This window comes from Muribacter muris (assembly GCF_004569585.1).
GTDB classification, from domain to species: Bacteria; Pseudomonadota; Gammaproteobacteria; order Enterobacterales; family Pasteurellaceae; genus Muribacter; species Muribacter muris.
In genome coordinates this window covers 15,512-36,728 of record NZ_SPPA01000018.1, presented here as the reverse complement: position 1 = coordinate 36,728, position 21,217 = coordinate 15,512, and the positions used below count along the sequence as shown (strand labels likewise).

Below are 21,217 nucleotides of genomic sequence, written 5' to 3'. Positions count from 1 at the left end.
CGATATAAGAAAAAATAGCGTATGCCGGGCAAAATTTGGTTATGATTGCCGTTGCAAACAATGAACCCTATCCGACCGCTTGTATAGCGGTCGGTAATGATATGTTGGATATGAACAATGAAAACCGTATTTTCCCTCAGCCTACTCTTTATCGCAGGCGTTGCGAACGCCGCTATTCACCTCGCCCCACAGCCACTTAAAGCAGTGGGATATATCAGCCAAATGGACGTTGCCGAAAACGGCGAGCTGATCGTCATCAATCAACAAGGCGAACTGTGGCAATTAAAAGACGGGCAAACCCAACGATTAGCCGAGAATGTCTCGCCGAAGATCGCACCGCAAGCGGATTATGGTCGCATTGCCCTTGCCGATGCCAACGGGCATTTTTTACTGTGGACAAAAGATAAACGCTATACGTCCACGATTCCAATGGCAGAGAACGCCACAATGCACGCTCTTGCTTTCGCTACTATCGGCGTCGTCAAACAGCAAGACGGCTATAAACTCGCTCGCATCGAAACCGAAGGTAAGCACGCTAAAATCACAGCGCTTTCCCGCCAATATGTCTTGCCCGATGCACGCCCGTATCAAATTGATTTCAACAGTGAAAATGCTAAACAAGGGCATATTGCGGTATTAGCCGAACCGGATCGGGAAACCTATCAACACGCTGTGTTGGGTGATGATATGGAAGCCGCCAGCCTAGTCTATTTAGAACGCCATAACTTTGAACCCTTAGCCGAACCGTTGAATATCAAAGGGTTAGTATTTGAAGCCAACCAGCTAACTCACATTTCGCACAACGGAAACAGTCAGTTGGTCGCCGTAATGTCCGGCAAGGGTGAAGGGGCAAGAACCGTATTGGTCGGGTTAGAACAGGGCAAACTAACGCTCAACGCCGAAAGCGAACCGCTACCGTCAAATCGCTGGCAATCGCCTTTTGTGTTTAACCACGCCCTCTACGCCGTGCAAATGCCCCATTTAGCCGGCAAATTAGTGGAATACACCCAAAAGGGTAAACAACTGCGTCCCCGTTTCATTGAAAGTGGAATGAGCAATCACCACTACGGCGATCACGAAACCAACCTCACCGCCGCCACGGAGAATTTCGTTGTCGTTCCCCAATACGGCTACACCCAAATCAGCATCATTGATAAACAGGGCAATCTACAAAAACTCGCCACCAAGTTACCTGCCCCGATTATCAAAACCCAATCCGATGCCAACCAAGCCTATCTGCTACTTGAAAACGGGGAGATTTGGACAGTAAAATCAGACTAAAAAACTGACAAGCGGTTGGTTTTAGGGGATTTTTTACAAAAGTAAAGGGAAGCGTTGCTTCCCTTTACTTGATTATTGTATTTTCCATATCCTTGAATAGCTGTTTGGCATACCCTAAATCGGATATAGATAAACCTATCCCCCCACTAAAAAATTGCTTCTAGCCGTAAGAATGCGCCGAGGTGATGTTTTCGATCTTCTTTTTTACTGTTGTAGAAATGCACTTCCGGTTGAATAAATAACCATTCACGCAAAATCGGTTGTCGCCAGTTAATAAATGGGCCGTAAGTGTTGAGCGAGAATTTTTTATCGTCTAACTCGCCGCCGATCAAAATCCCATAGTTCAGTTGCTTATAGCCGGCAAAATTATGTTGGCGGTAGAGACTGTTGCCCCAAAGAATGTCTTCGTCAATATCGTTGGTATATTGGAGAAAGGTATGATTGGTAATAAAACGTTGGTCGTTTTCAGTGAGTTTATTTTCTAAATTAGTGCGCAGATAATGTTTGCTATTGATGCCGTAGCGATAAATTTGCTCTAAGCGGGTGGAGTAGGTGTCGTTATAGTGCCAAGTTTTACTCGCCCTTGCCCGCAGGAATACATCAGCGCCCGAGCGTACCCCCAAATCAAGGTCGGTTTTAATCCCCAGATTTTTAATGCCGTTTGACCAGCGTAACGCAAGGGAGGCATTGTCCTCTCGGGTTTGGCGTTTATCGTATTTTTTATCGCCCTGTAAGGCTTCTCGATAATTTCGGTGTAGTTGCTGTTTATCACGGGCTTGGTTATCTAAATCTTCATCACCAAATACCACGCTCAAATGCTGCTTTAATGCCGGCAGTTTGATTTTGCCACGTACTCTCGGTTTAATTGAATAGCCGTCATAACGATTCCACTCGTTATCCAACATAATGCGTAAATTTGCCGAGGCAGGTTTGTTTGGGTCGGGCGTGCCAATCCAGCCGTCAAGATTATGCGACCAGCGGGATAAGCGACTTTTCAAAGCTGCGTGTTGCTCGTCCACCCAATTTTGTTCATCGTTTGCCGCCGATGCCGTGTGAGCCATCAAGCATAAAGCGAGTAATGTGATGCGTTTCATTGACTATTCCTCCTTCAAAGCTACTGCGTCATATTACGCCAATTTAGCTCAATCGCCAAAAACAAGCGGTCGATTTCGGCAAATTTTTTGTAAAGCACCCTTTGTACTTTGTGTTATTTGCCAAGAAACCGACCGCTTGTCAGGCATTGTTAGAGTAGCAGATCCGCAAACAGTAAACCAAAGCCGATGCTAAACGCCATACTCAATAAGCCCGGCAGCATAAAGCTATGGTTGAAGATGTATTTGCCGATACGGGTTGTTCCGGTGGTGTCGAAATCGATCGAGGCGATAATCGGGCCGTAGTTCGGAATGAAGAAATAACCGTTCACCGCTACAAATACTCCGATTAAGATTGGGGCGGGAATGCCTAATGCCACACCGAGCGGAAATAATGTCGCCACCGTTGCACCTTGGCTGTTTACCAATACCGATAACACAAATAAAGCAAAAGCAAACGCCCAAGGAGCTGTCTCAACAAGGCTTGAAACCATTGCTTTCACTTCAGCCATATGCGCAGACATTAGTGTATCGCCCAGCCACGCAATACCGAAGATGGCAATCACGGCACGCATACCGGCGTGGAATACCGAGCCTTGGGTTACGGCGTTACCGTTCGGTTTACAAATCAACATAATCAACGCACCGACTGCGAGCATTACGATTTCAATCGTGTGTGCCATTCCCATCGGTTTGCCGTTAAATTGCGGACGAAGCTCCGGTATTGCCCCCATCAGCACCACCAAGAGCGAGCCAAAGAGGAATAAGCCGACCGACACTTTCGCCGTTGGGCTAATCACAATATCCGCAGGATTAGTATTCGCGTGGTTCTCTTTCACACAGGTCGGATCTTGTAACAGGCGTTGATAGTGCGGATCGTCTTTTAATTCTTTGCCCATTTTATTGACAATCACACAGGCACAGAGCAAGCCTAAAAAGGTTGCCGGCATTGTTACTTTTAACACATCGCCCAAATGGATCCCTTGCGGTTCTAAGTAATTGACCACTGCCACTACCGCCGCAGCAATCGGGCTAGCGACAATCGCAAATTGCGAGGCTATCACCGCCATTGAAAGCGGGCGTTCAGGGCGAATACCGTTATGGCGGCTCACTTCCGCAATCACGGGCAGTACCGAGTAGGCAACGTGCCCCGTCCCCGCTAATACGGTAAACGTCCAAGTTACAATCGGTGCAATAAAAGTGATATATTTCGGGTTCTTACGCAGGATTGCCGTCGCAATTTTGATCATATAATCCAAACCGCCCGAAGCTTGCATTGCCGCTGCCGCAGAAACAACAGCCATAATCATCAGCATTACATCAAGGGGCAATCCCGCCGGCGCTAAACCGAAGCCAAATGATAATATTGCCAAACCGACACCGCCCATTACCCCTAAGCCGATGCCGCCAATGCGTGCACCGACTAAAATGCAGAGTAATACGACAGCAAATTGAATCAGAAACATTGTGGACATAATTTGCTCCATTGTCATTTTAACAGAATGCCCCCATACTATGCTTTGTTGTATTGAGAGCGGATACCTTCTAGAAAGGGCGAGCAATATAGCAATAAATAACGGGAATCTCTATAATCCAAATCAAGAAAAAAATGAATTTAGAGGAAGGAATATGCAATTCTCAAAAATGCACGGACTAGGCAACGATTTTATGGTGATCGACGGGGTTACTCAAAATGTTTACTTAACTGAAGAGGTGATCCGCAAACTTGCCGACCGCCACCGAGGGGTCGGCTTTGACCAATTACTCTTGGTAGAGCCGCCCTACGATCCCGATTTAGACTTTCACTACCGCATTTTCAACGCAGACGGCAGTGAAGTCTCCCAGTGCGGCAACGGTGCACGCTGCTTTGCCCGTTTTGTTACGCTAAAAGGGCTGACGAATAAGCAGAATATTCACGTCAGCACCGCCAAAGGCAAAATGGTATTGAGCTTAAAAGATAACGAGCAAATTCGAGTTAATATGGGCGAGCCGATTTGGGAGCCGGCGCAAATCCCCTTTACCGCCAATAAATTTGAGAAAAACTATATTCTAAGAACGCCGATTCAAACGGTGCTGTGCGGTGTTGTTTCAATGGGTAATCCTCACTGCGTCTTGCAAGTGGAAAATGTCGAAAAAGCCAACGTGAATGAGTTAGGTGCGTTACTTGAACGGCACGAACGTTTTCCGGAACGGGCAAATATCGGCTTTATGCAAGTACTTAACCGCAATCACATCAAATTACGCGTATTCGAACGTGGCGCAGGCGAAACTCAAGCCTGTGGTAGCGGGGCGTGCGGAGCAGTTGCGGTCGGCATTATGCAAGGGGTATTAGATAGCACTGTGCGGGTTGATCTCCCCGGCGGTACGCTTAATATTGAATGGCAAGGGGTTGGTTCACCGCTGTTTATGACCGGAGATGCCGTGCATATTTATGACGGTTTTATTCACTTATAAAAAAAGCGGCGTAAAAATGCCGCATAAGTATGACGATTGAGGGATCATTATTATTTTTCGCTGCGTATCATAGCCCGATTTTTATGTTTACGCCATCAAAGATTTGCATAATTATGCAAAAATAAGACATAGATCACAAATTTTAACTATCACGCAAGCGCGTCAGATTTTCCCAATATCTGACCGCTTGTTTTTTTGCTTTATTACGGCATTACTATCAAAAGCGAAAACCCCGCTGATTTCTCAGCGGGGCCTCTTAATATGGCTCCTCCTGCGGGACTCGAACCTGCGACATATGGATTAACAGTCCACCGTTCTACCGACTGAACTAAGGAGGAAAAGAGTTTGCAATTTAAGTGGTGCCTCGAGGCGGAATCGAACCACCGACACGGGGATTTTCAATCCCCTGCTCTACCGACTGAGCTATCGAGGCATCTCGTCGTTTGCGGGGTGCATTATGCTGATTTCCGCCTCGCTCGTCAAACGTTTTTTTCAAAAAAGTAAAAAAATACGTTTAACCGTTCGCTTTTCACTCAAACCGCTTTAAAAAACAACACTTTAGCGTACATTACGGTATTTTTGCTGTGCCTTATTTACCTTCAACAGATAATTTCTAGCCTGCGAAGAAGGGTGAGCCGTGGTTAAAATTCGGAATACAGCCTCCGGCTGTAAATGGTTAATCCGATCGATTGCTTCCCATTTATCCCGATCAAACACGCGCAGTACCGCGCCTGCGCCGCTGTTATAGGCTGAAATCATCGCATAACGTTTTGCGGTCGGATTGGTAATGCCGTCTAGGTACTCATCACGCAAAATCGTCAGGTACATCGTACCCGCATCAATATTTTGGCTAGGATTGTAGAGATAATCCCGATCCGGCTGACCGCCAAAGCCTTTGCGGGCAAAAATATCCCGCCCCGCCGTTCTCGGCACAACCTGCATCAAACCAATCGCATTCGCATAGCTAACGGCATAAGGGTTGAACGCAGACTCCACTTCCATAATCCCCAAAATCAAGCTCACATCAATGCCGTAACGTCTCGCAGCTTGCCGCACCATTGGCAGATAGCGTCTTGCCCGCACTTCAACGTGATTTGCGATCATCGGAATCGTAACATAAGTTGCCGTTTGCCCGTTTTTCAGGCGGCGGGTTTTGGTTTTATGTTGAATTAAGTAGGTAGCAAAGTCATTCGCCACTGCAATATTGGTTACGGAGCGTCCGAAATGATCGACCACCTGTCCGGCAAGGAAAGGATTGCTGCTGATCGGCGTATCGCCGGAAGCAAACAGGTCAATGCCCGAGGCATCCGATCCCATCAATAAAGTATGAATAATCGCATTCCGCAGGCGGTTTTGGTCGCCCAAGGTTTCAATAATGATCTGCCCGTCTTCAAAGCTGATATGGCTACGGGTGTAATAGCGGTCGGTATATTTAACGTAATCTTTTTGGCTGGCTTGAAGCAACTCATTCACCCCCCAAATTTGATCGATATTACGGGAGAATTGCCCCGTGAGAATATCCAACCCTTTGGTATCTTTGGTGTAATCGTTTTTCGTCCGTTTAGACGTTGATTTCTTTGAGCCGCCGCTACACGCCACCAAAAACGGAATAATCGCCACTAACGGCAAATATTTCAGATATTTTTTCATTTAGCACCAACTATTTCTCAACCGGCACATAGCCCTCGATATGCACTTCTTTTCCTTCAAACAGAAAATTCACCATTTCCGTTTCTAACTGCTTACGGTGTTCGGGATTCATCATATTCAGTTTTTTCTCATTCACCAGCATCGTCTGTTTTTTAATCCACTCCGCCCACGCCTGTTTGCTGATCGAATCAAAAATCCGCTTGCCGATCTCCCCCGGATAAAGTTGAAAATCCAGCCCTTCAGCCTCTTGTTTTAAATATTCACAAAAAACGGTTCGTGCCATTATTGATCCCCTTGTGTTAAAGTTAATTCATCTAAAATACGTTTAATCGGCGTTGGTAAACCAATCTCGCTCGGTCGGCATAAATCATACCAATATTCCGATTTTGAAGAAATGCCGGCGCCATAATTTCCACTCTGTTCCTGCACACAATCGGCGGGAAGCTCGACTAATATCGGGTAAATATCCAAATGAAAATGGCTGAACGTGTGGCGAAAAGCGATTAATTGCTGCGATATTTGCAAATTTTTCGTTGAAATCGACCGCTTGAGTTCCGCTAACGAGGCAAATTGCGGAAATGAAAACAACCCGCCCCAAATGCCTTTTGCCTCACGCTGCGTTAATAATACCTTTGACCCCTGTTTTAAAATCAAAAAATAGCCCGTCCGCTCCGGCAAGGTTTTTTTCGTTTTTTTCGCCGGAAATTCCGCCCACGCCTGACGGGCATTAGCTTGGCAATCCGCTTGCAACGGGCATAGACTGCATTTCGGCTTGGAGCGGGTGCAAATCATCGCCCCCAGATCCATCATTGCTTGATTAAAATCGGCGACCTGCGTGGTCGGTGTTACGCAAGCGGTCAGATCCCATAATTTATTCTCAACCGCTTTCTCGCCTGCCCAACCGCTCACGGCAAAATAACGGGCAAGCACCCGTTTGACATTCCCGTCTAAAATAGGGTGCGGCGCATCCAGCACGGAAGACAAAATCGCCCCCGCCGTACTGCGTCCAACACCGGACAATGCCAACACATCATCAAAGTCAGTCGGAAAATTGCCGCCGTATTGATCCCGAATTTGCTGCGCCGCCTTATGCAAATTTCTCGCCCGCGCGTAATAACCCAGCCCTGTCCACAAGTGCAACACTTCATCAATCGAACCATTAGCTAAGTCAGTTACACTCGGAAAACGTTCCATAAACCGCTCAAAATAGGGAATGACGGTAACGACTTGGGTCTGCTGCAACATCACTTCCGACAACCACACGCCATAAAAGGTCTTGCCCTGTTGCCACGGTAAATGCTTACGCCCATATTGTTGATACCACGCTAACACGGCACGCGCAAACGGCGCATCGGCACGGGATTGTGCCAACGGAAATTGAGATTTTATTTTCACACCACACTCTTTCAATAAAAATTAAAGGGTCTATACTCTCACAAGCGGTCGATGACGACCGTATTTTTGCAACCTTTATCCGCCATCACACCACTTGTAAGGAAATAAGATGCACGATCAGATTATTTTAGGCTTTCATCATATTGCTATTATCACCGCCGATTACCCAAAATCCAAACGCTTTTATTGCGAGATTTTAGGCGCAAAAATTGTGAGTGAACAGTATCGAGAAGAGAGACAAAGCTATAAATTGGACTTACAGTTTGCGGACGGTTCGCAAATCGAACTTTTTAGTTTTCCCAACCAGCCGCCCCGCCCAACCACGCCGGAAGCCTGCGGATTACGCCATCTTGCCTTTCGGGTTGCCGACCTTAATCAAGCGGTCGCTTTCTTAGCCGCAAATGCGATTGAATGTGAGCTGATTCGCCGAGATCCGCTTACCCAAAAACGTTTTACCTTTTTTCGTGATCCGGACAATTTACCGTTGGAACTTTATGAAAGCTAAGGTTTAGCTTTGATGTAAAAAAAGAAATAAATAAAGCTAAGCGAAAAATAAATGTAAGAGGCGGAAATATCAAATATATCCCCGATAATGCGCGAACAAATATATAATAAAATAAACTTAAAGAATAATAACACGACCACTCTCCCATTGTATTTTAAGTGGCGATAATATAATCAAATAAGGAATGTAATGCAATTTCCCCCGCTTTCCCACGGCATTTTACTACGCCGTTACAAACGCTTTCTGGCGGACATTCGCCTACCCAACGGCGAAGAAATCACGATCCATTGCCCCAATACCGGTGCAATGACCGGCTGCGCTAACGCCGGCGATACCGTTTGGTTTTCAACCTCAAATAACCCCAAACGCAAATATGCCCACACTTGGGAACTTACCGAAACCCAATCAGGCAACTTTATTTGCGTCAATACCCAACGGGCAAATCAGCTCGTCGCAGAAGCATTGCAACAACAATGGATAGCCGAACTGGCGGATTACCCACAAATCCTGCCGGAACAAAAATACGGCGCAGAAAACAGCCGCATTGATTTTCTGCTGAAAAGTACCGGACAGCCCGATTGCTTCGTAGAAGTAAAATCCACCACGCTACTGGCGGAAAACGGCGTGGGAATGTTCCCCGATGCCCAAACAACACGCGGGCAAAAGCATCTGCGGGAACTAACCCAGCTTGCCAAACAAGGACAACGCGCCGTTATTCTGTTTGCCGTATTGCATACCGGCATTCAAACCTTTGAGGTCGCCCGACACATTGACCCCAAATATGCCGAACTGCTCGACACAGCCCGCCAGCACGGCGTACAGGTTTTAGTCTATAAAGCCGAAGTGAGCCTTGAACAAAACCGCCCCGTCGCTTTGCAATTAACCCACCCGCTCGGCTAAGCAAGCGGTGAGTTCAGTGGGACTTTTTGCAAAAAAGAAGCCATAAACAACCGCTTGTTTGGTTCAAACATCGTCTGTTTGCTTGAAATTCCCCTATCTGCCACCACATAGGGAGCAGTTTTGCAAAAATAAAGGATTCAAAATGACAACGATTGTATGTGTACGCCGCAACGGTAAAGTGGCGATTGGTGGCGATGGTCAAGCCACATTGGGTAACTGCGTGGAAAAAGGTACGGTGAAGAAAGTCCGCCGTTTGTATAAAGATAAAGTGGCGGTCGGCTTTGCCGGCTCAACGGCGGATGCGTTTATTCTGCGAGATCTATTTGAGAAAAAATTGGAACTGCACCAAGGGCATTTAGTCAGATCGGCAGTTGAGCTGGCGAAAGAGTGGCGTTCCGACCGCGCGTTGCGAAAATTAGAAGCGATGATGATTGTTGCCGATCAAACGGATTTTCTACTGGTTTCTGGCAGCGGCGATGTGATTGAGCCGGAACAAGATGTACTTGCTATCGGCTCAGGCGGTAACTATGCCAAATCCGCCGCTCTCGCCTTGTTACGCAATAGCGATTTATCCGCCAAAGAGATTGTTACAGAAGCGCTGAAAATTGCCGGCGAAATTGATATTTACTCAAATCTTAATCATATTATTGAGGAAGTTTAGCTGTAAACAATGAAGCGATATCTGATACCCTTGCGATAGTGATTGCCTCTTTTCTGTAATGCTCGGCTATCAATATCACCGCAAAGCAGAGTTGGACAACTATAATCAAAAGGTGATGGACTCCGCTAAATTGGCATTTAGCGGCAGTGCGGCAGAAAAAACAGCTTTTGCAGCCGAAGTTTTTGAGAAAATGCAACAAAATCCTCGCGATTTACGCTGGAAACGCCTTTATGGGACAATTCAGATTGATTTTTTCAAAAACTATCCGCAAGCTATCGCGATAATGGAAGATATTTATCAACAAACGCACGACAACCATATGTTAATCGGTATTTGTATCCTAAAAGAGAAGATAAAATCCCCTTTTCAAGAGTGCTATGAAAATGTACTGAGGAATGTTGAGTAACCTCATTACTATAATGATTTGAATTATTGGATAGCTATCGGCGGTTTAGGCAAGCCTTATAACGAACAAGATATCGAAAAATCCCGTTTATCCGAAGAAACCATTCGGTACTTCTTAAAGCAAGATCGCCAAATGTTTCTCGACAACATATTTTAACCTTTAAACCTAAATAGAGAACGATTATGTCAATGACCCCTCGTGAAATAGTATCAGAATTAGACGCCCATATTATCGGGCAAACGGAAGCCAAACGTGCCGTGGCAATCGCCCTGCGTAACCGCTGGCGGAGAATGCAGTTACCTGAAAATCTGCGTCAAGAAGTTACCCCCAAAAATATTTTAATGATCGGCCCGACCGGTGTGGGTAAAACCGAGATTGCCCGCCGATTAGCGAAACTCGCTAACGCCCCGTTTATCAAAGTGGAAGCGACTAAATTTACCGAAGTCGGCTATGTGGGTAAGGAAGTCGATTCGATTATCCGTGATCTGACCGATGTGGCCGTCAAATTAGTCCGTCAACAAGCGGTCGAAAAAAACCGTTTTAGTGCAGAAGAAGCGGCGGAAGATCGCATTTTAGACATTCTCTTACCGCCGGCAAAAGATAACTGGGGCAATACCGAAGACAGCGAAAGCAGCAAAGCGACCCGCCAAGCATTCCGCAAAAAACTGCGTGAAGGGCAATTAGACGATAAAGAAATTCAAATCGAGATTGCCACCCCAATGAACGTTGAGATTATGACACCGCCGGGAATGGAAGAGATGACCTCCCAGCTTCAATCTCTGTTTGAAGGGATTTCACCGAACAAAACCAAAAAACGCAAAATGAAAATCAAAGACGCAATGAAAGCGTTAATTGATGAAGAAGCGGCGAAATTGATCAATCCGGAAGAACTGAAACAGCAAGCGATCTATGCGGTCGAACAGCACGGCATCGTGTTTATCGATGAGATCGACAAAATCTGCAAAAAAAGCGAGCATAGCGGCGGCGATGTTTCCCGCGAGGGCGTTCAACGGGATTTATTGCCGATTATCGAGGGCAGCACCGTGAATACTAAACACGGAATGGTCAAAACCGACCACATTTTATTCATCTGCTCCGGCGCATTCCAAGTCGCCCGTCCGTCCGATTTATTACCTGAATTGCAAGGACGTTTACCGATTCGGGTCGAACTCAAATCCCTGACGAAAGACGACTTTGAACGGATTTTAACCGAGCCGAGTGCCTCTCTCACCCTGCAATACAAAGCGTTAATGCAAACGGAAGGGGTGGAGATCATCTTCACACCGGACGGCATCAGCCGCATTGCAGAATCCGCTTTCCGAGTGAACGAAAAAACCGAAAATATCGGCGCAAGACGATTGCATACCGTGCTTGAGCGCCTAATAGACGGCATTTCGTTTGATGCAAACGAACGTTCAGGAGAGACAATTACCATTGATGCGGATTATGTCGCAAATGCCCTCAATGATGTGGTCGAAAACGAAGATTTAAGCCGCTTTATTCTCTAACCGCAAAGCCTCACCTGCGTGGGGCTTTTTGTTTCAACACGCGGTCAGATCCGCCCGATTTTTAACAAAGAAGGAAAAGCAAATGACACAAATCACCAAACAACAAGTGCTGGACGGCTTCCATTTCCGAGCCTCCACCCGCAATTACGACCCGACTCGCAAAATCAGCCGAGAGGATTTCAATTATATCCTTGAATTAGGGCGGCTTTCACCAAGCTCGGTCGGCTCAGAGCCTTGGCAATTTGTCGTTATTCAAAACCCCGAGCTTCGCCAAAAGCTCAAACCAGTCAGCTGGGGAATGGCAACCCAAATTGATGATGCCAGCCACCTCGTTGTGTTTCTCGCCAAGAAAAACAACCGTTACGACTCCGCATTTATGCGCGAATCAATGGTAAGACGCGGCTTGAGCGAAGAACAAATGGCTGGAGCTGTTGAAAAATATAAGGCTTTCCAACAGCACGACAGCAATTTACTCGAAAGCGAGCGGGCGTTATTTGACTGGGCAAGCAAGCAAACCTACATCGCCCTCTCCAATATGCTCACCGGCGCGGCACTGGTCGGCATCGACAGCTGCCCGATTGAAGGCTTTGACTACCAAGCCGTCAATCAAATCTTAGCCGATGCCGACGTGTTCGATCCGCAAGAATGGGGCGTTTCCGTAATGGCGACCTTCGGCTACCGTGCCAAACCTATCAAACCAAAAGCCCGTAAAGCACTCGAAGACGTGGTGAAATGGGTGGAATAACGAAAACAGGCACATTAAGTGCCTGTTTTTTTATAAGCATTACAACTCATCACCAAACTGCAAATACACTACTTGGGTTTGTAAATACTCCGCTAACCCGTGTTTGCCATCTGCACCGCCAATACCGGATTTTCGCCAACCGGCGTGGTAGCCTTGCATTGCTTCAAAATTTTCCCGATTGACGTAGGTTTCACCAAATTTCAGGCGGGAGATCAGTTTCATTGCCAAGTTGAGATTTTGGGTGTAGATCGATGAGGTTAAACCATATTCACAATCGTTGGCGAGTGTAATCGCTTCATCGAGCGTATCAAAGGTCGCAATCGGAATCACCGGCCCAAAAATTTCACTACGCATAATCGCCATTGTGTTATTGGCGTTATCAATAATGGTCGGCTCAAAATAGTAACCGGTTTGATCGACAACATTGCCGCCAAGGACGATCTGTCCCCCCTCTGCAACAGCGTTTTCAACCAATGCTTTTACTTTCAGCAAGCCTTTTTGATTGACCAACGGCCCCATATCAATCGCTGAATTTGCAAAGGGATCGCCATAACTGACCGCTTGCATCTTTTCCACCAGCTTCGCCAAGAATGCCGCTTTGACACTACGCTGCACATACACCCGCTCGGCACAATTACACACTTGACCGGAATTTATGATACGGGAATTGACTATCGCCTCTGCCGCCAAGTCTAAATCGGCATCTGCCAGCACAATCGCCGGTGCTTTGCCGCCTAGCTCTAAATTCACCTTGATGATGTTTTGACTTGCCGCTGCCATCACTTTTTGTCCGGTTAATTGGCTGCCGGTAAACGAGACCATTCCCACCTTTTCATTAGCAGAGAGTTCTTCACCGATTTCATCGCCAAAGCCGGTTACCAGATTAAAAACCCCTTTCGGCAGCCCGACTTTATGCACAATGTCGGCAAAAAGTGCTGCGTTATTCGGGGATTCTTCACTCGGTTTGATCACAATCGTGTTGCCGGTAACCAACGCAGGACCAGCTTTGCGGGCTATTAAAAAGAACGGAAAATTCCACGGTAAAATGCCGGTAACGACACCAATCGCTTTTTTATAGAGCAAAATATGTTCATTACGGCGATCGCTTTGGATAATTTCACCTTCATAACGCCTCGCCCATTCCGCCATATAATCTAGATAATCGGCGGTAAAATTGACCTCCACGGTGGCTAAACTCAATGTTTTGCCCATTTCCAACGAAATAGTTTCGGCAATTTCCGCTGCTCTGGCTCGAATACCGTCAGCGATCAAATGCAAATATCGCCCTCGTTCGACTGCCGGCAGTTGCTCCCAATCGGGTTGGGCTTGATCCGCGGCAGTAATCGCTCGCTTTACATCCTCAATAGTCGCTCTCGGTACTTCGAAAATCATTTGCTCGGTTGCCGGGTTATACACGGCGAACGTGCGGTTTGAAACCGAGGGGGAAAATTCACCATTAATATACATTTGGTAGTGTTTAATCATCGTGATTGCTCCTTTTACATTAATGTCAGTAATCAGCAAGATACGCTTAAACAGACCCAAAACGTCTAAAAATCAGCTAAAAAACACATTCTTGTTAAATTTATGTGAACAAACTCACAAAATTCCGACTTATTTTTCAACAAAAATGCCCGTTTCCGACAAAAAAACGGTTTATCGGGCAGAGCAAGCATTTTTGCAAGATTTGATAAGAAGCAGACTGCTTTCACCGCACAATAAAAAACCGATCCCTATGGAATCGGTCTTGTAGCATGTTCAGGGTTATTTTAAGACCCGCCAGCATCGGTAACCGTAAATGCCGATCACGATAAAACAGATCAACGGCAAGATAAACGAAGCATTAACGGCAGGCAATCCCCACAGTTGCCCTTGGTCAATCAATATGCCTTGCAACGGTGGCATCAATGCACCGCCGACAATCGCCATCACCAATCCGGCTGCGCCGAGGGTCGATTCTTCTTTTAAACCGTAGAGCGCAATGCCGTAAATGGTCGGGAACATCAACGACATAAACGCCGACGTCAGCACCAGGCAGTACAAGCCTAACACGCCGTCAATCAACATCACACCTAAAATAGCGAAGAAACCGCCTGTGGCAAATAACGCCAGCATTACTTCCGCTTTGACATATTTCATCAAGGCGGTGCTGATAAAGCGGCTGGAAACAAAAATCACCATTGCCGCAATATTGTAATGCTGTGCCTCGGCTTTGCTGAACCCTAGCCGCTCGGCATATTGAATAATGAACGTCCAGCACATAATCTGCACACCGACATAAAACGCCTGCGCAATTACGCCCTCACGGTATTTTGCATTCTTAACCAATTTTCCGACCGCTTGCATAAAGCCAATCTTATCGCTACCCTCAATTTTGGTTTTCGGCATTTTGACGATTGCAATCAAAACAAAAATGGCGATCACCACCATTCCCAACACAACATAGGGGTTGCGAATAATACCGAGATCGTGGCTGCGTACCGCCGCTTTTTCCGCTACCGATAAGGTGCTAAACACTAAATTGCCGGCAGCGTCCCGTTGTTCCGACTGTAAGTTACTCAACACTAATTGCGAAGCGACAAACATACCGGTAATCGACCCCAAGGGGTTAAACGATTGCGCTAAGTTTAAGCGTCTGGTTGCCGTTTGCGGATCGCCCATTGATAAAATATACGGATTGGCGGTGGTTTCTAAAAATGCCAACCCGAAGGTTAAAATATAGAGGGAGAACAGGAAAAAACTAAACAGTTCATAACGGGCGGCAGGGTAAAACAGCAATGCGCCCACGGCATATAAGGCTAATCCCAGCAAAATCCCCGCTTTATAACTGTATCGGCTGACGAACAATGCCGCCGGAATCGCCATTGTGCCATAGCCGCCGTAAAAGGCGAATTGTACCAACGCCGCTTCCGAAACCGGTATTTCCATTACGGTTTGAAACACCGCAACCATCGGGTTGGTAATGTCGTTGGCAAATCCCCACAACGCAAAAAGGAAGGTAATTAAAATAAAGGGTACAACATAGCGTTTTTCAAGCACGTTTACATTCATTGTCAGCTCCTTATGTTTCGGATTTTTCTTCAATTCTTAGCCCATAGGATTTGAATTTTTCCAATACTGCCACCATTTCTTGTGCAGAAAGGGTCGGAATCGGCAGCCCTGTCGCCAATAATTTCAAATACCAGCTTGCCAGCACTTCGACTTCGTGTGCCAACCACAAGGCTTTATCCAAATTTTTTTCGGCGGCAATCAAGCCGTGATGTGCCAATAAAATCGCCTTACTTTGCCTAATCCCTTGCTTGACGAACTCGGCTAATTTAGCCGTGCCGAAGGTAGCATAAGGCACACACGGAATCTGATCCGCCCCGCCTACCGCAATCATATAGTGAATGGCGGGAATCGGGCGGTTGAGAATAGAGACCGCCGCACAGTGCATTGCGTGGTTATGCACCACCGCATCAACATCTTGGCGGGCCTGATAGACCGCCAAATGAAACTGCCACTCGCTAGACGGCAATTTCCCCGCCTCAAACTGCCCGTGTTGATCGACATACACAATGTCGTCTTCCCGCATTTTGTCGTAGGGCATTCCCGTTGGGGTAATCAGCATTCCCTCCTGATAACGCACACTGACATTGCCCGCCGTGCCTTGATTTAAGCCCAAGCGGGTCATCTCAAGGCAGGTTTCAATGATTTTTTGGGAAAGTTGTTGTCTATTCATTTTTTGTTCCTTTTATTTCACAAGGGATCACCCCTTTTTTCAGAATAATGTTGCCGTATTTCGCCGTTTCCCCGCTGACGACAATGGCGTAAGCCGCTTCGGCCCGCCGATAAAATGCAAAACGTTCCATACGCTCAATCGCTACCGATACGCCGTTCGCTTTTTTAATCGCCTCGTCGTAACGTCGCTCGACCGCCGGATCTAAATGATCACCCGCTACGGCAGCCATCATCGCCAGCGGGTAAGGGACATACTGGTCAAACTCAAACAACGGGCAAATCGCTTCCAAGAGCAGATCAATCGGCAAACCGTCCGCCCTGATCACATTAGAATGCCGTTGATGCGCCGGAAAATGCGCATCGGCAAGCACAATCTCATCGCCGTGCCCCATTTCCGCCAGTACCTTCAATAATGGTGGTGATAGTGCCGGATGTATCCCTTTTAACATCGCCGTTCTCCTCTCTTTGCAAAAAAATCGGCAGATCTCACCGCTTGAATGACAAAGGGTGAGCATTTGCCCATTCCGCGTAAAATGTGCGGTTTCCACTTGGAAAAACCCGTTCGGTCTGCGGTTTCATCACCTGTTGGGCTTCAGCCACATCGCTAAAAACGCCCACACCGCTCAAGGTAAACATTGCCGCCCCGAGAACCGTTGTTTCCGCCATATTCACAACATCGATCGGACGGTTCAACATATCCGCCCGAATTTGATTCCACAGCCGGTTTTTTGAGCCGCCGCCCACACACAGCAGACTCTCCGCCTCAAACTGCCCGACCTGTTGCAGCACCTCAAGCCCCGCTTTCAAACGTAACGCCATATATTCTAATGCTGCCCGATAAATGTTGCCTCGTGGCTGACAGAGGGAAAGCCCGCTGATCGTGCCGTTTGCCGAGCTGTCAAAATCCCCCCGAAACAGTACGCCGTTTGCCCCTGCCTGCGCCTGCTGTGCTTCGGCTATCATCGTGGCATAGAACGCTTTCGATCCGATTTGATCAGCAAAAAACTGCTTGCCTACCCATTCCAATACGCCCGATCCCAGCCATTGCACCGCCGGATTAAACAGCCCGCCAACCGCATCAAACTCGGTGGTTAATCCCGCCGCAAGATATCGGCTCTCCGGCGTTGCCACGGTTGTGCGAGCCATTAAGATTTCCCACGTCCCCGAGCTTAAGACCGGTTGATTGATGCCCGCCCCTGATCCGAACACAGCAAATTGGGTATCGTGCCCACACGAGATCACCGGCACACAGCCAATCCCAAAGCGTTCGGCAAGCGCCGGCAATAATTGCCCGACCGGTTCGCCGGCGTGCTTAACGGGCGGAAAATGCCCGTGCGCCCAGCCCAATAATTCCAGCACTTCGCTGTCCCAATCGCCCGTTGCCAGCTCGGTCATCATTGAAGTGCCCGCCATTGTGTGATCGGTTGTCAAATTGCCGGTCAGTTGCCGGTTCAGCATTGAGGAAATAAACACAAACTGCGTGGCTTCGGCGTAAACGGACGGGCAATGTTCTTTCAGCCACAATAATTTAAACAGGGTGTTGAAGGAATACATTCCAATGCCGTTACGGCGGTAGAACATTTGCGGATCAAGATAGTCGGCAAATTTCGCCATAATCGGCAGGGTGCGAGGGCATTTCCACGAAATTATCGGGTAAAGGGGCTGCCCGTTGCGGTCGAACAGAGTGCCGTCCACACCGAAGGTAGTTACTCCAATCCCGACAATATCCCGCCGATCAAAGCCTTTCACCGTCAAATCCGCCAAGGTTTTCTCGGCACACGCGGTCAGTTTTTGCCAAATCTCTGCAAAATGCCACAGCTGAAAATCAGGGTGCTGCGCATCTTTTAGGGTTGTATTCGGTTGATGGCTGGCGGCAAGCAATTGCCCTTGTTCATTGATCGCAATAGTGCGTAAATTGGTTGCGCCGCAGTCAAAAATCAGTGCGATAGGCATAGTTCCTCCCTTTTGGATCTGCGATCTGTTTGCCTATTTTGGTAGGAAACAGACCGCTTGCTGACCAGATTAACGATAAAGTGCCCCAAAATTGACACAGGCACGGTAGTCCTGCCCTTCCTTATCTTGCCCGAAAGCATTCCACGCACTTGGGCGGAAAATGTTGTTCTCACTCACATTGTGCATACACACCGGTATTCTCAACATTGAGGCAAGAGTGATTAGATCCGCACCAATATGCCCGTAGGTTGCCACACAATGATTTGCTCCCCAGTTTGCCATTACCGAATAGACATCGGTAAATGCGCCTTTGCCGGTTAAATGCGGCACAAACCAAGTGGTCGGCCAGGTTTCGTTGGTGCGTTTATTCAGGGTATCGTGTACCGCCGGCGGTAAATCAATCGAGTAACCTTCGGCAAGTTGGAGGACAGGCCCAATGCCCTTAATCAGATTGATGCGGTGGATCGTAAACGGCATTCCGCCACGGGTGAGATACTGCGAGGATAAGCCGCCGCCACGGAAATATTCATACACCGCCGGACACCAGCGGGTATGTGCCAAGCAACGTTTGCCGTCTTCTTCCGACACCTCCCAAGAGGGTTTAATCACCGGATTGCCTTGAGCATCTTGATGTTGCCCCGTGCCGTCTAGGGCTGCCGAGCCGGAGTTGATCAAATGAATAAACCCGGACTGTGGGCGGAAGCCGGTTACCCGTTCAACAGAATCGGGACTCCAGTAGGTGCGTACATCGGCAAAAATCTGCGCTTGCCCGGTCAGTAAATGCCCTAACAACATATTCACCGCATTCAAAGAGTCATTTTCAGTGGCGAGAATGTAGGGCGGGCGAACGCCGTTCCAATCGTAAGTGGAATTCAGTAATGCTTCCATAAAATCACCGTTAGGGCGGTGATCCGTCCAATGACGTTGCCCTTGGAAACCGGCGGCAATAGCATTATGCCCCAAGGCTTCTTCACCGAAATGCCGTTCGGCAAGTTTCGGATTGCCGACCATTAAATCACGGGTGATCAAGGTCATCTTGACGAGTGTCTGTTTTAATTCCGCCTTTTGTGCCGCCGACATTTGATGTTCGGGCTGATTCACATCAATACCTTCGATGCAATAGTCATTCACCCACTGCAATGCCCGTTCATATTCTTGTTGGTCATAAATTTCCCGCTCAATGCGGCGGGTTATTTCCGACATATCCACATATTCATTGCGCATTCCCAAATACTCTTGGAAGAAGGTTTGATTGACGATCGAGCCTGCAATGCCCATTGAAACCGAGCCGATCGAGAGGTAGGATTTGCCTTTTAAGCTGGCAACCGCCAAGCCGGCGCGTGCAAAGCGAAGCAATTTTTGCCGCACATCGGCAGGAATCCCGTGATCGTCGGCATCTTGCACCTCTGTGCCGTAAATGGAGAAAGCCGGTAAGCCCATTTGGTTATGTCCGGCTAATGCGGCGGCGAGATATACTGCGCCCGGTCTTTCCGTGCCGTTAAAGCCCCAAATCGCTTTTGGTAAGTGCGGCTCCATATCAATCGTTTCCGAGCCGTAACACCAACAAGGCGTAACGGTTATCGTCAGCCCGACATTGTGTTGGCGGAATTTGTCCGCACAGGCCGCCGCTTCCGCCACGCCACCGATGCAACTATCGGCGATCACACACTCGACAAACTCGCCGTTTGAATAGCGGATTTCACTGCTTAACAGCGCAGCAACCGCCTGTGCCATTGCCATTGTCTGCGCTTCTAACGATTCCCGAACACCGAGGCGTCGTCCGTCAATCGTTGGGCGAATGCCGATTGTTACCGCTTGCGCATTAAGATGTGCCATTACACGTTCCCTCCGTTGTCAATTTAAAAGTCGAGTATATTGTGTAAGGAAATGCTCAACGGCATTGCAGTTTGATGATATTTTTGTGATCTGTCTCACAAAAAGAGCAGAACAAGCGGGCGGTTTAGCCGAATTTTTGACAAAAAATTGCCCGATTTTGACATATTGCGAAAAAATCGGGCATTTCGGTATGCTTACACAATGAGAGGAATATGGCGTTCATCACAATATTGGCGAATGCTCTGTGGCGGGAGATTATCGCTAAAAAGATGGGTGATTTGGGCAAGATCGCACAGGGTTATCAGATCCTTTCGCTCATATTTGCTGTGATCAAGCAATAAGAATTTTTTCTCACTCACGGCTAACATTTTACGTTTCATTACCGCATTCATTTCATTGGATTCCCAAATCGTGCCGTTGCATAAACCAGTACAAGAAAATATGGCGACATCAATCTGAAAGCGGGAGAGCAAATAGCCGGAGGACGAGCCGTAAAACGCATCATATTTAGGCGAATAGGTGCCGCCGGTGGCGATGATGTTGATCGCCGTTTTGTTTGATAAGGTACGGATATTATGCATTGAGCTGGTAATCACTGTGCAGCGGATATCCGGTAACATTTGGGCGAAATACCAACTACTTGAGCTGGCATCTAAGCCGATCGTCATACCCTCTTGAATATAAGACAGCGCTTTTGTAGCAATTTGTTTCTTTGCTTCATTATTCAGCCGCTGTCGGGTTTGAAACGAACGACCGATATCACGGTATTTGTGGCTAACCGCCCCGCCGTGAATCCGGTGAAGCAGATTATTCTCCGCCATTAAGTTAAGATCACGTCGAATAGTTTCAACAGATGCACCAACTTGCTCCGCCAATTCTTGCACGGAGGCTATTTCGTAAGTTTCCACATAATTTAGGATAAATTGATGTCTTTTTCGCATAGTGATTCCTCCTCAAAATGTAATGACTATACCGATAGACATTAAAAAACGGAAGTTTTTTATACTGTGGATAACCTAAGCAATAGCTGTATTTATCCTGAAATCTATTCCTATATTTCCTCAAAACAAAATAGATATGTGGATAACTGTGTCGTTTATCCACAGCTCTCC

21 protein-coding genes and 2 tRNA genes are annotated in these 21,217 nt (G+C 47.4%); 9 read left to right on the top strand and 14 right to left on the bottom strand.

Annotation, left to right across the window (positions count from 1 at the left end; all coding sequences use genetic code 11):
- Positions 1 to 117 precede the first annotated feature (117 nt).
- Complete coding sequence (locus E4T80_RS08535) at positions 118 to 1,281, top strand: hypothetical protein (RefSeq protein WP_135057357.1); 1,164 nt, start codon at positions 118 to 120, stop codon at positions 1,279 to 1,281.
- A gap of 146 nt (positions 1,282 to 1,427) precedes the next feature.
- Here E4T80_RS08535 and E4T80_RS08530 read toward each other — a convergent pair whose 3' ends face one another.
- Together E4T80_RS08530 and E4T80_RS08525 are read right to left on the bottom strand one after the other, a co-directional pair.
- Positions 1,428 to 2,375: a hypothetical protein gene (locus E4T80_RS08530; RefSeq protein ID WP_135057353.1), complete on the bottom strand. Its 948-nt coding sequence runs from the start codon at positions 2,373 to 2,375 to the stop codon at positions 1,428 to 1,430.
- Positions 2,376 to 2,524: 149 nt separating this feature from the next.
- Positions 2,525 to 3,847 (bottom strand): anaerobic C4-dicarboxylate transporter, encoded by a 1,323-nt coding sequence (locus E4T80_RS08525; protein WP_135057350.1) that lies wholly within the window; start codon positions 3,845 to 3,847, stop codon positions 2,525 to 2,527.
- Positions 3,848 to 4,001: 154 nt separating this feature from the next.
- Between E4T80_RS08525 and dapF the strand changes: the two genes are divergently transcribed.
- Positions 4,002 to 4,826, top strand: a complete 825-nt coding sequence (gene dapF, locus E4T80_RS08520) for a diaminopimelate epimerase (RefSeq protein WP_135057347.1) — start codon at positions 4,002 to 4,004, stop codon at positions 4,824 to 4,826.
- Positions 4,827 to 5,088: 262 nt separating this feature from the next.
- On the opposite strand, the gene E4T80_RS08515 is transcribed toward dapF, so the two are convergent.
- The 5 genes from E4T80_RS08515 to mutY form a co-directional block, all read right to left on the bottom strand.
- Positions 5,089 to 5,164 (bottom strand) — tRNA-Asn (locus E4T80_RS08515).
- A 19-nt stretch (positions 5,165 to 5,183) separates the two neighbouring features.
- Positions 5,184 to 5,259: transfer RNA gene (locus tag E4T80_RS08510), tRNA-Phe, on the bottom strand.
- Positions 5,260 to 5,384: 125 nt separating this feature from the next.
- Entirely contained in the window at positions 5,385 to 6,476 is a 1,092-nt protein-coding gene (gene mltC, locus E4T80_RS08505) for a membrane-bound lytic murein transglycosylase MltC (RefSeq protein WP_135057344.1), read from the bottom strand.
- A 10-nt stretch (positions 6,477 to 6,486) separates the two neighbouring features.
- Positions 6,487 to 6,759 carry an oxidative damage protection protein gene (locus tag E4T80_RS08500; RefSeq protein WP_047977662.1) on the bottom strand — a complete coding sequence of 91 codons (273 nt, stop codon included), beginning with the start codon at positions 6,757 to 6,759 and terminating at the stop codon, positions 6,487 to 6,489.
- Complete coding sequence (mutY, locus tag E4T80_RS08495) at positions 6,759 to 7,871, bottom strand: A/G-specific adenine glycosylase (RefSeq protein WP_135057341.1); 1,113 nt, start codon at positions 7,869 to 7,871, stop codon at positions 6,759 to 6,761. The genes E4T80_RS08500 and mutY overlap by 1 nt, the downstream gene beginning before the upstream one ends.
- Before the next feature lie 109 nt (positions 7,872 to 7,980).
- Between mutY and gloA2 the strand changes: the two genes are divergently transcribed.
- The 7 genes from gloA2 (at position 7,981) to E4T80_RS08465 (ending at position 12,596) form a co-directional block, all read left to right on the top strand.
- Entirely contained in the window at positions 7,981 to 8,376 is a 396-nt protein-coding gene (gene gloA2, locus E4T80_RS08490) for an SMU1112c/YaeR family gloxylase I-like metalloprotein (RefSeq protein WP_135057338.1), read from the top strand.
- A gap of 189 nt (positions 8,377 to 8,565) precedes the next feature.
- Complete coding sequence (gene sfsA / locus E4T80_RS08485) at positions 8,566 to 9,276, top strand: DNA/RNA nuclease SfsA (RefSeq protein WP_135057335.1); 711 nt, start codon at positions 8,566 to 8,568, stop codon at positions 9,274 to 9,276.
- Between the two features lie 142 nt (positions 9,277 to 9,418).
- A complete protein-coding gene (hslV, locus tag E4T80_RS08480) occupies positions 9,419 to 9,937 on the top strand; it encodes an ATP-dependent protease subunit HslV (RefSeq protein ID WP_135057333.1) in 519 nt (172 codons plus the stop codon).
- Positions 9,938 to 9,995: 58 nt separating this feature from the next.
- Positions 9,996 to 10,343, top strand: a complete 348-nt coding sequence (locus E4T80_RS08475) for a hypothetical protein (protein ID WP_135057332.1) — start codon at positions 9,996 to 9,998, stop codon at positions 10,341 to 10,343.
- Between the two features lie 18 nt (positions 10,344 to 10,361).
- On the top strand, positions 10,362 to 10,499 hold the full coding sequence (locus tag E4T80_RS13005; RefSeq protein WP_194186320.1) for a hypothetical protein: 138 nt from the start codon (positions 10,362 to 10,364) through the stop codon (positions 10,497 to 10,499).
- 23 nt (positions 10,500 to 10,522) lie between these two features.
- Positions 10,523 to 11,851, top strand: a complete 1,329-nt coding sequence (hslU, locus tag E4T80_RS08470) for an HslU--HslV peptidase ATPase subunit (protein ID WP_194186322.1) — start codon at positions 10,523 to 10,525, stop codon at positions 11,849 to 11,851.
- A gap of 82 nt (positions 11,852 to 11,933) precedes the next feature.
- Complete coding sequence (locus tag E4T80_RS08465) at positions 11,934 to 12,596, top strand: NAD(P)H-dependent oxidoreductase (RefSeq protein WP_135057327.1); 663 nt, start codon at positions 11,934 to 11,936, stop codon at positions 12,594 to 12,596.
- 39 nt (positions 12,597 to 12,635) lie between these two features.
- Here E4T80_RS08465 and aldA read toward each other — a convergent pair whose 3' ends face one another.
- The 7 genes from aldA to E4T80_RS08430 form a co-directional block, all read right to left on the bottom strand.
- A complete protein-coding gene (gene aldA, locus E4T80_RS08460; RefSeq protein WP_194186321.1) occupies positions 12,636 to 14,081 on the bottom strand; it encodes an aldehyde dehydrogenase in 1,446 nt (481 codons plus the stop codon).
- Positions 14,082 to 14,360: 279 nt separating this feature from the next.
- Entirely contained in the window at positions 14,361 to 15,647 is a 1,287-nt protein-coding gene (fucP, locus tag E4T80_RS08455; protein WP_135057324.1) for an L-fucose:H+ symporter permease, read from the bottom strand.
- Positions 15,648 to 15,657: 10 nt separating this feature from the next.
- On the bottom strand, positions 15,658 to 16,317 hold the full coding sequence (gene fucA / locus E4T80_RS08450; RefSeq protein ID WP_135057321.1) for an L-fuculose-phosphate aldolase: 660 nt from the start codon (positions 16,315 to 16,317) through the stop codon (positions 15,658 to 15,660).
- Positions 16,310 to 16,765 carry an L-fucose mutarotase gene (gene fucU, locus E4T80_RS08445; protein ID WP_135057318.1) on the bottom strand — a complete coding sequence of 152 codons (456 nt, stop codon included), beginning with the start codon at positions 16,763 to 16,765 and terminating at the stop codon, positions 16,310 to 16,312. Before fucU ends, fucA begins: the two co-directional genes overlap by 8 nt.
- 37 nt (positions 16,766 to 16,802) lie before the next feature.
- Positions 16,803 to 18,269: an L-fuculokinase gene (fucK, locus tag E4T80_RS08440; protein ID WP_135057315.1), complete on the bottom strand. Its 1,467-nt coding sequence runs from the start codon at positions 18,267 to 18,269 to the stop codon at positions 16,803 to 16,805.
- A 69-nt stretch (positions 18,270 to 18,338) separates the two neighbouring features.
- The gene (gene fucI, locus E4T80_RS08435; protein ID WP_135057312.1) at positions 18,339 to 20,105 is read right to left on the bottom strand and encodes an L-fucose isomerase; all 1,767 of its coding nucleotides are present in this window, start codon (positions 20,103 to 20,105) and stop codon (positions 18,339 to 18,341) included.
- 194 nt (positions 20,106 to 20,299) lie between these two features.
- Positions 20,300 to 21,046: a DeoR/GlpR family DNA-binding transcription regulator gene (locus E4T80_RS08430; RefSeq protein ID WP_135057309.1), complete on the bottom strand. Its 747-nt coding sequence runs from the start codon at positions 21,044 to 21,046 to the stop codon at positions 20,300 to 20,302.
- Between the last annotated feature and the right edge of the window lie 171 nt (positions 21,047 to 21,217).